This window comes from Dolichospermum flos-aquae CCAP 1403/13F (genome assembly GCF_012516395.1).
Lineage (GTDB): Bacteria > Cyanobacteriota > Cyanobacteriia > Cyanobacteriales > Nostocaceae > Dolichospermum > Dolichospermum lemmermannii.
Window position 1 is genome coordinate 2087654 of record NZ_CP051206.1, and the last position, 12409, is coordinate 2100062.

The following is a 12409-nucleotide window of genomic DNA, read 5'->3' on the forward strand; positions in this document are numbered from 1 at the left end:
ACAGTTAATGAAGCACAAGATAATGAATATTTAGCGATAGCGAAGCGCGACCTAGGAATCGCTTACCCATGAGATCGCAGTTAATCACAGTTAAGAAAGCACAAGACAATGGATTTTGAGCGATAGCGAAGCGCGACCTAGGAATCGCTTTTCTCAAAGATGTTAAACAATAAATTTAGAGGGTTTATATTTATAACTTAATTCAAGAGCATTGCAAAAACTATTTAGTTGATTAAGCAAAGCATTATAGTAACTGTAAGCATCCTCTCGTCTATCTTGGAGATTAGCATATAAAGTTAACTCTGGTTCTGGTGCTAGGTGATCTTTAGGGATATCTAAACCGGCTTGAGATAACCGTGTTGAGGCAATTGCAATTAATAATGCTCCTATTGTATTAGATTCACCATTGTGAAGATCATTAAGTCCAGGTAATATTGTTTCTGCACCAGGTAATTCATTAAGATTCATGATTGATTTTCCTCCAGGTTATTTTCACAACGTTCAATAAATTTTTCAATTCTACTTCTAAGGATATCAGGGTTTAGAGAGGGAAATCTGATTATTTCCGGTGTAATTGCTTCAAAACTATTCCGTAAATCATTCAAAGAGAATAATTTCTGTTTGTACATGGCTTCAATATCTTTAATATCACGGTCAAATCCCCTGGATAGTTTAGCAAGAGCTTGGGCAGTAAAATCATAGTGATAAAACGAAATTTGACCTTGTTTGCCAATGAATACGCTTCTATCACGCCATCCTGGAAGAGGTGGTAAGAAGTCCTGGGGAGATGCTAATTCGATATTAATGTTTAATTCTTGTTTGAGTTTGGCAATAGCCTGAAAAATACCTGGCGGTTCAGGATCTAAACGAATATCAACATCAACTGTGGAGTTGCGCCATCCAATTAGTAGCGCACTAGCTCCTCCTGTAAAGTAGATACAGCCTGAACCCTGGGCTTCTCTACCTAAAACTTGCATCAGACGTTCTAACTTCTGAGTGTCAATGTTTGCACGCATATTTTTATTGATTTATTTGTTTGGATATTGAGCGATCGCAGTTAAGGAAGCACAAAAAAATGGATTTTAAGCGATCGCTTACCCATGAGATCGCACTTACCCATAAGATCGCAGTTAATCACAGTTAAGGAAGCACAAGACAATGGATTTTAAGCGATCGCATTAACCCAATATTAGTGATCGCAGTTCAGGAAGCACAAGATAATGGATTTTGAGCGATCGCTTACCCATGAGATCGCACTAACCCATAAGATCGCACTTAATCGCAGTTAAAGAATCACAAGATAATGGAAATTGAGCGATCGCTTACCCATGAGATCGCAATTAATCACAGTTAAAGAAGCACAAGACAATGGATTTTGAGCGATCGCACTTAAATCAGAACTAGCGATCGCATTAATCGCAGTTAAGGAAGTACAAGACAATGGATTTTGTGCGATTCCTACGAGCGCTTCGCTATCGCAGTTAATCTCCAGTTTTAGCCAACCCGCTTGGGGCGAATTTCAAACTCAGAACGCGCACGGAAGAAGCAGACATCAAACTCAAAGAAGAAATTAGCCTGTCCTAAGATCAAAGGCACGTTGGTTGCTTGTGTCCAGGCAAATGCCGGGTTAATAGTTGGGAATGAACCAACTTGAGCATCAACAACAACTGCGCGAGCTTCAAATTGAGCCAAATTTCCTGCCAATATAACCGAGAGTGTCTCATTCTCCCAGATAAAACCTAGTTGCTTTCCTATTTCGTAGGGCAAAACATTCACACTTGCGCCTGTGTCCAATAAGCCTTCAACCTTCAAGGAATGACCGTGATAACCGAGGGTCAAAGGCAGATGGGGCATTCTATCCACCATACCCAGGCTACTGTCAATAATTTTGTAGGGAAATCTTTGAGCGTCAACCATTCTTTTCTTGTTCCTTTGTAGCCAGAAGATTCATCAAAATATTGGCAGCCTCAGAGCAATTGTAGGGCGACCAGACCGGATACTCTTGATTTGCAACAAAGAAGTTTGCATCTTCTTCTTTTACCAGTTCTGTGGCGAGAAACTGCATCAGCCGAAGCTTATCAATTTTGGGCAGTGTCTGGATTTGTGACATGAGTTCAACCAATGGCATTTGAGAATCTCCTCGTCTGAGGTTTGGTGAAAGGATGCGATAGCTCTCTCATTTTAACTTAGCGATCGCATTAACCCAACATTAGCGATCGCTTACCCATAAGATCGCATTTAATCACAGTTAAAGAATCACAAGACAATGGATTTTGAGCGATCGCACTAACCGAATATTAGCGATCGCAGTTAATCACAGTTAAGGAAGCACAAGACAATTGATTTTGAGCGATCGCACTAACCCAATATTAGTGATCGCAGTTCAGGAAGCACAAGATAATGGATTTTGAGCGATAGCGTTGCGCTCCGTAGGAATCGCTTTTCTCAAAGATGTTTAACGGTGAAATTATTGAGATTCCATTAACGCACCCTACAGAATCGGCGAACTGCTTGCAGCAGCGCTTCGCTATCGCACTTATCCAGCAACCTCTTTAGCTTCTTTGTCGCCCCCTCAAGGGTTAGACCTTAAAAAGAGCCGTCCAGGTATTGCGACCAACCCAGCCGTCAACTTCTAACCCTTTTGCTTTTTGGAAAAGCTTCACTGCCGCTTCAGTATCGCTTCCATAAAAACCGTCAGAACCATCTACTCCAACTGAATAACCCAACTGAAGCAAGCGTTTTTGAACGTGCTTAACAATCACTCCATTGATCATTGGTGAGGTGAGATAAAGTTGAGGTTCCCCAAGTTCCTCATAAGACAGCTCGTTCAAATCCAATGGGCCATTCTCACCTTGATAGAGAGGTATTCCGTAGCCACGGATCTGAGATGAAGAGCGTGATCGGCGTTGAACTTGTCCGCCATTGCTGTTGTCGATAACCGAGGTATTGCCTTCGATGGTAATTACTTCTCTTAGATTTATCACTCGTTCCACAAAACCAATGTGATCGGATACCCCATCGCCACCCCAATCAAACAAAACGATTGCCCCAACTTGAGGCACACTTTGCCAGCGTCCTTGCTGGCGATAATACTCCTCAATATACGGACAATAGGCAGAGCCGCGTTCGTTTTGCACCCCCCGAAGCTCAGTTAATCCAGCTTTATCAAGCACCCAACTGACGAAGGTAGCACACCAAGGAATACCATTTATCCCATACCATTCATTGTACTTAACACGGTTAGTACCGGTTGGACTCTCGGATATCCCTAACTGGGACGCAGCGATGCTAAGAACCTTTTTGGCTGTAGTCATAATTATTTTCAGTTATCTTCAATATCTACGTATTATACAGAAAATCTCTAGATAACTACCCAAATCGATGTTTTTAACCGTGGTGATAAACCTGTTCCCAATCCGCTACATTTTTACTTTCCAAAAATTTTAACTTTTCCACTTCCAACCTTAACCTTTCATTCTCCAGATGAAAACGTAATAAGGTGCGTTACATTCCATTCATCCGAGCAAAATGTTCCAGCAGCATCCGATGGACGAAGATATAACCGCCACCAACTTTTTGCAGAAAAATGCGATCGCTGGCGTAATCAAGGAAGCGGGCATAGTTCCAAGGGATATAATTGTTGCGGTGAAGGATGAGACGCAAGGTAAAATGTCTGATGCAGGCTAGTCCACCACCAAAAATTAACCCCAACATCAATCCCCATCTCAGCCCAGGAGTTATTAAATCGACCAGCGAGCTTTCCCCCCAAGCCGATATCTTGAAAATCCACTCCTTATAAACAATAATAATCAACCGTGTATAAAACCAATAAATTGGAACAAAAATTAGCCAGTTGATAAACCCGGTAACTCCAACATTCATAGCTGATCTCCAAATGCCCTGGTTGGGAATAGTTTTAGCTTCTATTTCAGAGCCTTTGAGAGCATTAATCAGCCCCAAAGTCAGCCCCAAACTCATCCCCAAACTCAGTCCATACCCTATCCCCCACTTCAATCCCGGTAAATCCGTTCCATAGTTTGCAAACACTGTACCCACATCAAAAGGCGAGACACGAGAACTTATCAAAAGTCCATATATTGGTGACAAAATTAACGAAAATATCAGACCCAACTTCAGTCCAGAAAGTAGTCCACTAAACAAATCCTTCCATGTTTTTTTCCAAGGCCATGTCAGAGTCTCAAATGTTTTAATTTCTGCTTTACCCCATCCGAAAATTAGTCCTAAAACTAGCCCCAACCTCAAAGCATTAGGAAACAACTCACCTTTAAATGGGCTATCCATAATTTTAGCCCAAGCACTAGAACCATACTGCCGAAGTGGATCACATGCATAAATTGGCCACAATATCAAAACTATAAGAAGTCCTCCAACCAGCATACTTCCAAATCGATAAAGTCTATCCTGAGCCTTTGTCTGCAACCAAGTCGGCTGCATTTGCTCAATTAAAAAGACAGATTGAGAAGCTTGAGACATCCGTTGTGCCAGCCAAGTTAGCCAGTGTATTGCCTGATCTTTCGGGTATTGCTGATTAACTCCCTTTCGCTTGAACATCCGTTCAATATAAGAATTAAACAGGTGTTCACGACGTGCTTCCACCGAACCTGTTTGACGTAGTTCTTCCACCCTTTTGCCTTGATAAGCCAGAGTCATGATACTAAGCGTTAGAGGAGACTTTGCTAGCTCTTGCAGTGTGGTATCTTCAGTCAGCAAAGTTTTGACTGCTCCTAATTGTTCACCAGCAGTGTCTAAATATTGGTTAACCTGCTCAGGAGTCAGAGAGCGGATGTAGATCGCGCCTCGTAATTGCAGACGGTTAGAAAGAACTTCATAGTCTGCAATCCGACTACAGACCACCATCTCAGTCTGCCCATGCTTTTGCGTAAATTGGTTGATAGCTTCGACGCAGGCTTCCCGCCGATCTGCCTTTACCTCGTCTAGACCATCCAGCAGCAGTAGCAGTTTTTGATTTTTAACCCAGCCCTTACCAACTTCTTTGGGAACTTGGTATTTGCTCCACAGTTCTTGTACGAGCCAATCAGCAATCGTTTGCCGTTTATTCCCCCAAGAAGATAAGTTAAACACCACTGGAATCAGCCGACTCAAACCTCCTTCAGCACGAGCAATCAAATTCTGTGCCAGTTTCAGGAGGGTTATGGTTTTACCAGCCCCTGGTTCTCCCAAAATCAACAGCGTTCGTCCCTCTCCTATTTGATTGAAGACCTCAGTTGCGCCTGTCCCTGTGGGCAAAATTTGTCTGGACTCTTCTGGTAGTTCCTCGAAGCCACTAAACGGACGCTCTACTGCATCTGATCGCTTTTCCAAACCAAGTTCAATCATTGCCTTGGTATGCAATGACTTTTCTAAGACCCCTTTAATCCAATATTCTTTGACTTTACTGAGTAAAACTGTCCTCTGGCGATATTCCTCCTGATTTAAGGACTGTTCCGTACCGGATGATTGCGGACTAATCCATTCAGATACTTGGTAAATGAAGTTTTGAGTGACAGTTCCATGATTTTCTTGGATAAACCCCTGAACATTACCGCCAGAGATGTTAACAAAATTATCGTCAGTCATGTTTTAAGCACCCTGGCCGTAGTTCTGAGTTATTGTTCCAGTGTTTTGCTGTGTCAAACCTTGAACTGTACCCCCAGAAATTTGAACACTAAACTTTCCCTCTGCTGCTTCTTGAGGATTTAATTGCTCCAATAATTTTTGAGCTAGTTTAATAATTTCTTCGTCCTTATCAGCCCCGATCTCAGTTAATTCATCTTCTAAAAGAGGTCTCGTCTTTTCGGGCTTCTGTTCGTACTTATCCACAATGGTAGCTGAATCTGATTTTCCTTGGCTCTCAAACTTATGCTTAATCAAAGCTTTCAATCCGTTGTAAGCATCCTGAGCTACACCACCAGCCGTTTTTGCTGCGCCAGCTACCAATGCTGCAAGAATAAGAGAAATAGGGTCCATAAGCTTATTTCCTAATTTGTAACCAAAAGCGGTCAAATAAAGTATTACAGGTAATTTAGTGACAATATCACGAATTTTTCCAGATAACTACCTAAATTTGGGTGGATAGCAAGAACTTTTTCGGGTATATGGACGGAAAAGTTTAGTATATATACTCAATTTTGCACACAAGTACGAGATTTTCAGTATATTTTTAGATATTATCCGAGAATTTAAACTTTTCCACCTCCAACTTTAACCTTTCATTCTCCATCCGTAGCGCCAATATTTCATTCTTCTGCAACTCAATTAACGACCTTTGACTAATTACCTCACCAAAGGCTTTTTTCCTATTTTCAATCCCAAACCATCTTTGATAGGTTTTTGTATGTTCATCAACAGTATGACCTAAATTGTCTGCTGCTGCTTTAATTGGTATTCCCTGAAGATGCGCTCGAATTGCACAACCATGCCGTAAATCATAAGGTTGAAACTCAATTCCCACCTTTCTAAACCATCTGGATATATCTCTTCGCATCCAATTAATATTTTGTACAGAGGCAATTTTTTCAACTTTTCTTTCTAAAATATTTAACGGTTTAGGATTTTTTAAATCAAATAATTCTATCCATTCAGTCACAAAGGGAATAACTTCTCTATATCCAGTTTTAGTATTTTTATTCACTTTCCAAGTCTGATCTATATTTTGGGGAGATATCCACCAATTAATATCCGGTTCTACAAATAATTCCCTTGGTCTTAACCCATAAGTTGCCAACATTCCATATACCCAACGCCACATTTCCCAGGTATCTATTTCATCAGTAATGTTTGTATTTTTGCGGTTGAGGGCGAATTTTTCAAAGAGGTAAAAACCAGATATGATTTTATCATCATCGGGTATTTCTCGATAAGCAGGAGTGACATGATCCCGTTTAACATCAAGTTGAAATCCTAAATTAAAAGTTTTTATCAAAACAGAAGTTACTGCTATTAGTTCATTTTTTTTATTACCCTGAAATGAATTAATAACTTCCTCAAAATTTTCTTTTGTCGCTAAATTGGTGAGAGTCAAGTTTCTTTTAATGACAGATATATAGTTAGCAAAAGTATTTTCACTGGTGATAGTTTTCTGACGGGTTTGATAATATTTTTCATTAAATTTATCTAATAATTCGCCAATTGTTTTGATCTCTTGTTTCTCTCTCGATTTAATTCCTAAATACTTCTCATTCCACTCAAAAGTATGACGAGCAATTAATTTACCCAATTCATAACTTTCTTCAATTGCTGTTTTTAATCCCTCTAAATTTGCGGGTATTCCTAGAGATAAATCATACTGCTTTTTTGTCTTACCTAAACTGTAATCTCCTGGTTTTAAAGGTAAAGTAGCTCGTAATTGGAGAGAATTGCCAGTTTGTTTAATACCAACTCTTATTCTCTCTCTTTTTAAATTATTATTAGTTGCAATTAACTTCTGTTCAAAAACTGCTTGATACTGTAATTCCGTTGCTTTAATTTTCGCCATTGTTCCTCTATAGCTACCGTCTGTGGTGTTCTGCGGCTCAAAATCTGCAAACATATCTGCGAACCAGTCCCTTGAGTCTGCATTTGCATATTCCTGTGTAGATGTGGAATATTTCTCCTCGCAATTACCCTGATTTTGTCCGTCCATTCCCTAAATATTCCCTTATTTATCAAAGCTGAAATGGTGAAAATAAAATGTTATTACCGAGCAAAATTACTTTAAAAATAAGTTACTCAGAAACATTTTTATAATATCACCTGTTGTCATAGCAGTTATATGGTGCCTGGTGGAGTAATGTGCGCCCCAACTTTAACTGATATTACCCGCGCCTGGGCAATTTTGGAATATTTCCGCACCAATTGGTTAGAACCAATTTGGTTAGGATGTTCTTTAGAAAGATATGAAGAAATTCAATCTTATGAAGACTTTCAAAAGTGGTTAAATGAAGATGTTAAACATCGAGAATCGGACTTGGGTTTATATTGGCGCATGGGGTTAGATATCGGTTTAGATAGATATGGTGCAGGTGTGGGTAAATATGTGACTTGGGGTTATATTCCCCATGAGGATAAATACAATAAGCCCACCATTGAAGGACGTAACGCTGCTGTGATTATGAAAAGCGGTGTTTATGATAGTTTTACTGATACTCATGCTTTGATGAATCAAGGTTTTGCCCGTGAGAATTTAACCCATTCTTGGTATGATGAGGGTACAGAAGATTGGCATCCGAGCGATCGCACAACAAACCCAATAAACAACAACCAAAAAGACTTTACTGGCGCATATTCTTGGTCAAGTGCAGTCCTCCACCAAGACTTAGGACGTTTAGAAGCAGGACCCCTAGCCCGTCAATTAGTTGCAGGGGGAAATCATGGCGAATCTTGGCAACATTATGACCCATTTATTCTCGACACATTCAAGCAAATGGGTGGTGCAAGTGTTCATCTTCGGCAATTAGGAAGAGTCCACGAAATAGTTAAACTATATCGTCAAGCTGAACGTTGTTTAAGAGAGTTCAAATTAAACGATCCTTGGTATATTAAACCAGAAGAAAAAGATGGTAAAGGTTGGGGTGCAACGGAAGCCGCTAGAGGTGCATTATGTCACTGGGTAGAAATCGAAAAAGGTAAAATTAAGAATTATCAAGTTATCGCTCCCGGTACTTGGAATATCGGACCCCGTGACGGTGAAGGACAACTAGGACCGATTGAAAAAGCATTAATTGGAACACCAATTCAAGACCCGAAAGACCCCGTAGAAGTGGGTCATGTCGCCCGTTCTTTTGATTCATGTTTGGTGTGTACTGTTCATGCCCATGATGCGAAAACTGGGGAAGAATTAGCTCGTTTTAGAACAGCTTAATTTATGTTACTTAAGATCCCCGACTTCTTCAAGAAGTCGGGGATCTATTTTTCGATAAGTCAGGGTTCTATATAATTGTTATGTGCAGTACAAAAGTTCCCAAATCAGTGGGTTAGTCTGAATTTTAAGGAATAATTGATAATTCCTAATTATCAGATTAAGAATTATCAATTAGGAATTACTAAATACTAAAAATGGTAACTAATTGTGTCTAATTTAGAACTACATCAATATCTTCCTCAGCTTCCTGAAGCTGCATTGCAAGAATTTATAGAATGGTGTATGTTGGAGCAGTCAACAGCCGCAGGATTAGAATTTAAACCCGATCAAAGTAAGTTAAAGAATTTAGCACCAGCGGATTATTCTAAGCAATTAGTTGACCAATTTATGAAGGTAAGACCTGACCCAATTAGAGCAGGTTTGGTGGCTGTAATTGCAGGTAAACAAGCCGATAAACACGAATTAACAGGTTTAGCCGCTGTGGTTGATTTTGTTTCTCTTTATGTTAAGTATTTAATTCCTAAAGATGGTAGTAATCCAGAAGAAGCTGATGCAATTTTAGCTAAAGCATCACAACATCAATATGAAACACTTGTGGAAATTGCCAAAAAACATGGTGTGAGCTTATAGATTTTTAGGGTGGGTAATTCCCACCCAGAAAAACGCGGAGAATTATAAACTTTTGTCTGAATCAGGATTTACAGTATTTAAGGATTTACAGGATGTTTATTTTTAATATTAGAAATGGGAATTTATGTACTTAACATGAATAAATCATCAATAAATAATCCTGTTAATCCTTTAACAGATGTATTCATGGCGGTATCCTTTTTTATAACAATTGTCTGATAGCGTAGCTATATCATTGAGTTATAATTATAGCAAATGCACAAATAACCCTGCGTTAAAATTTGTATGAATATTCAAGATAAAACTATTGCTCAAATTCGGCAAATGCCAGATTATTTAATTCAGGAAGTAGATGTTAATTTTTAATATTAGACACAGGAATTTATGTACTCAAAATGAATAAATTATCAATAAATAATCCTGAAAATCCTTTAATCCTGAAAATCCTGATTCTGACAATAGTAAATGTTGGGTTTCCTTACCTCAACCCAACCTACTCTTCTACATCAAACCACACAGGGGAAATATCATCAACCTGCCCATTATAATTAATCGTAATTTCCTGCCCTTCCCGAATATATTGATGAGCAACAATATCAATGACATTTTTAGCAAAATTCTTAATATAAACCGCATTGGGATGATAAGAATGATTAAAAAGAGAAGCAAAACCTAAACCTATTGCCCCGCTTTCTCCATGCCAACCAAAATAATAATTTAATAACACTGTTTTAGTAATTAACTTAATTTGCTGTTTAGGAATCACAATCACAGCGGCTCTTTCAATTAAATCTCCTGTAGCAAACTCTTGCTGGGCAAATATACCTCTACCTTTAGTCTCTGTATCACGAAATACTAGCATATAGCAATTCTGTCATGGGTAAGAATGATTTTTGACTAACCACTACAGATAAACGCAGAGAAAATAAAGATAAATTTTTGTCACTGACTTACGGCTACTCTTCTCACTATAAAGTCAATGATTAAAGATGTAGTCAAAATTTCCGTAAATTTTAATTTTTTGTGCAAAGTTGATAATATTCATGTTATTATAAATATCCCATGCTAACTATCATTGGCTGTGGCAATCTCAATCGGAATGATGATGCTGTCGGCGTAATTATCGTCCAACGTTTACAGCAATATCTCGCCCAAAATCCTCACCCCAACATCCGCGTTTTCGATAGTGGAACTGCGGGCATGGAAGTGATGTTTCAAGCCAGAGGTAGTGAAAAATTAATTATTCTGGATGCCAGTTGCACAGGTTCAGAACCAGGTGCTATATTTAAAGTCCCAGGGAAAGAACTAGAAGCACTGCCCGAACCTAGTTACAACTTACATGATTTTCGTTGGGATCATGCCTTGGCTGCTGGGAGAAAAATCTTTTTAGATGATTTTCCTCAAGAGGTGATAGTCTATTTGATTGAAGCTGCAAATCTGGATTTTGGGCTGGAATTAAGTCCTGTTGTTCAACATTCTGCTGATTTAGTTTTTGCCGAACTAATTACAGTTATCCAACAAAATGTTATGGCTTAATCAACAATCTCAAATCCCCAATTGCATCAGATCCAATCACGATAAACTGGCAACTCATCTACTCTCATTTCAAAGGGTACAGTTTGACTATCGGGAGGACAAATACGAATTTTAGCACTGCTAACAATGCCAGAAAGAACATTAGCCATAGGGACAATTTGTTGCAAAATTTGCCAGTTGGTAACTTGGTCAGGGCATTCAATTACTAAAGTCAAAATACTCGCATGAGTTGTGGCATACCAACGACAATTAGACAATAAACTATGAATAATGCGATCGCATCCTTCATAAAAGTATTTGCTAATTGAATGCTCCAATTGTTGTCGAAGCATAATATCTGCTGATGTTGGCTGTATAGGGTGCTTATCATCAGCATGGAATTGATGTTCTCTTCTCGCCATTTCCAGTTATTTTCCTATTTATTTACCAATTGCCATTGCATACAATACGTCCTTATTGGTTTCTAGAAAGGCTTGGGTTTCATCATCATAGAAAGCACCAATACCACTACAATCTATTTCCCAATAGTTGCTAAATAAATACACTCTCTGTCCGACAAATCCGGCTAATTGCATAGCCGTTTGATAATTCAAATAGTCGGACACCTATTCCAAACGTTCTCCAAAAACCGTTCTCGGTCAAAATTAAATTGAGGATTTTCTAGCTGCTGCTGGTGACTAGGCTGTAAAGACGTTGTTTGATAGGCATCTTCAACACATTGATTAACTTGAAAATAGTCAGTACCACAGACAAAAGGAATAGGTAGCCTTAAGCGTCTGACTGGTTTTTCTTGCGCTTCTGGTGATATCACACAACTAGTAATAAACTCCTTATTCTCAAATCCCAAATCTGCATTGAGAATAAGTTTATCAAAATCAAAGCCTAGTTGTATGTTGTTTTCATGAAGATATGCAAAAAGCAGCGATAGCACCTAAATGGTGTCCGCTATCCAACAAACAATATCTCAAACTCCTGTCTTGATATTTCCAGCTAGACCTATGATAAACACAACTAACTAAAAAGATGAATCCGTTAATACATTTATTTGGTATAACATAATTATCCAATCCATCATCGCCTAATTCATAAATTAAGGTCAGACAATTATTCTCAACTTCTATATGGTAGATGCCATTTATTATGCCTTCTAACCCACGTATTTGTACATAAATTCCTGTCGAGTATAAAGCCCCCGCAGACGGATTTACCCGCAATTTATAGGGACTATCTTGATATATCTTTTCTCAAGTAATAGCACTGGTTAACCACAGAAAAGCATGAATAGGGTTATTGAGATTTAATTGCAGCCGGCGATAAAAACGAGGATAAACTTTAAAAGAAGTTGGTTGTGTAGCGGCATCTACATAATTAGGATAGACTAAA

13 protein-coding genes and 2 pseudogenes are annotated in these 12409 nt (G+C 38.9%); 3 read left to right on the top strand and 12 right to left on the bottom strand.

Going from position 1 to position 12409, the window contains the following annotated elements; genetic code table 11:
* Nucleotides 1-162: 162 nt before the first annotated feature.
* From HGD76_RS10280 to HGD76_RS10320, 9 genes are all read right to left on the bottom strand, one after another.
* Nucleotides 163-468: a hypothetical protein gene (locus HGD76_RS10280; RefSeq protein ID WP_168695717.1), complete on the bottom strand. Its 306-nt coding sequence runs from the start codon at nucleotides 466-468 to the stop codon at nucleotides 163-165.
* A complete protein-coding gene (locus HGD76_RS10285) occupies nucleotides 465-1016 on the bottom strand; it encodes a DUF6036 family nucleotidyltransferase (RefSeq protein WP_168695718.1) in 552 nt (183 codons plus the stop codon). The genes HGD76_RS10280 and HGD76_RS10285 overlap by 4 nt, the downstream gene beginning before the upstream one ends.
* Before the next feature lie 269 nt (nucleotides 1017-1285).
* Nucleotides 1286-1441, bottom strand: a complete 156-nt coding sequence (locus HGD76_RS10290; RefSeq protein WP_168695719.1) for a hypothetical protein — start codon at nucleotides 1439-1441, stop codon at nucleotides 1286-1288.
* Nucleotides 1442-1494: 53 nt separating this feature from the next.
* Nucleotides 1495-1917, bottom strand: coding sequence for an aspartyl protease family protein (locus HGD76_RS10295; protein WP_168695720.1), 423 nt, complete (start codon nucleotides 1915-1917; stop codon nucleotides 1495-1497).
* Complete coding sequence (locus tag HGD76_RS10300) at nucleotides 1910-2128, bottom strand: hypothetical protein (protein WP_028089667.1); 219 nt, start codon at nucleotides 2126-2128, stop codon at nucleotides 1910-1912. The genes HGD76_RS10295 and HGD76_RS10300 overlap by 8 nt, the downstream gene beginning before the upstream one ends.
* Nucleotides 2129-2579: 451 nt before the next feature.
* Nucleotides 2580-3314 carry a peptidoglycan-binding protein gene (locus tag HGD76_RS10305; RefSeq protein WP_168695721.1) on the bottom strand — a complete coding sequence of 245 codons (735 nt, stop codon included), beginning with the start codon at nucleotides 3312-3314 and terminating at the stop codon, nucleotides 2580-2582.
* Nucleotides 3315-3504: 190 nt separating this feature from the next.
* On the bottom strand, nucleotides 3505-5598 hold the full coding sequence (locus tag HGD76_RS10310) for an NACHT domain-containing protein (protein WP_168695722.1): 2094 nt from the start codon (nucleotides 5596-5598) through the stop codon (nucleotides 3505-3507).
* Between the two features lie 3 nt (nucleotides 5599-5601).
* Nucleotides 5602-5988: a Het-E N-terminal domain-containing protein gene (locus HGD76_RS10315; protein WP_168695723.1), complete on the bottom strand. Its 387-nt coding sequence runs from the start codon at nucleotides 5986-5988 to the stop codon at nucleotides 5602-5604.
* A 193-nt stretch (nucleotides 5989-6181) separates the two neighbouring features.
* Nucleotides 6182-7642 (bottom strand): site-specific integrase, encoded by a 1461-nt coding sequence (locus HGD76_RS10320; RefSeq protein WP_168695724.1) that lies wholly within the window; start codon nucleotides 7640-7642, stop codon nucleotides 6182-6184.
* Nucleotides 7643-7759: 117 nt separating this feature from the next.
* Between HGD76_RS10320 and HGD76_RS10325 the strand changes: the two are divergent.
* Together HGD76_RS10325 and HGD76_RS10330 are read left to right on the top strand one after the other, a co-directional pair.
* Nucleotides 7760-8860 (top strand): annotated as a pseudogene (locus HGD76_RS10325) (nickel-dependent hydrogenase large subunit); the annotation flags it as partial.
* Nucleotides 8861-9067: 207 nt separating this feature from the next.
* Nucleotides 9068-9490, top strand: a complete 423-nt coding sequence (locus HGD76_RS10330; protein ID WP_168695725.1) for a hypothetical protein — start codon at nucleotides 9068-9070, stop codon at nucleotides 9488-9490.
* Nucleotides 9491-9983: 493 nt separating this feature from the next.
* Here HGD76_RS10330 and HGD76_RS10335 read toward each other — a convergent pair whose 3' ends face one another.
* Nucleotides 9984-10352 carry an SET domain-containing protein gene (locus HGD76_RS10335; RefSeq protein WP_168695726.1) on the bottom strand — a complete coding sequence of 123 codons (369 nt, stop codon included), beginning with the start codon at nucleotides 10350-10352 and terminating at the stop codon, nucleotides 9984-9986.
* A 200-nt stretch (nucleotides 10353-10552) separates the two neighbouring features.
* Here HGD76_RS10335 and HGD76_RS10340 point away from each other — a divergent pair, with 200 nt between their 5' ends.
* Complete coding sequence (locus HGD76_RS10340) at nucleotides 10553-11026, top strand: hydrogenase maturation protease (protein ID WP_168695727.1); 474 nt, start codon at nucleotides 10553-10555, stop codon at nucleotides 11024-11026.
* Nucleotides 11027-11052: 26 nt separating this feature from the next.
* Here HGD76_RS10340 and HGD76_RS10345 read toward each other — a convergent pair whose 3' ends face one another.
* Together HGD76_RS10345 and HGD76_RS10350 are read right to left on the bottom strand one after the other, a co-directional pair.
* Nucleotides 11053-11427: a hypothetical protein gene (locus HGD76_RS10345; protein WP_148761880.1), complete on the bottom strand. Its 375-nt coding sequence runs from the start codon at nucleotides 11425-11427 to the stop codon at nucleotides 11053-11055.
* An 18-nt stretch (nucleotides 11428-11445) separates the two neighbouring features.
* Nucleotides 11446-12399 (bottom strand): annotated as a pseudogene (locus HGD76_RS10350) (SagB/ThcOx family dehydrogenase); the annotation flags it as partial.
* Nucleotides 12400-12409 lie beyond the last annotated feature (10 nt).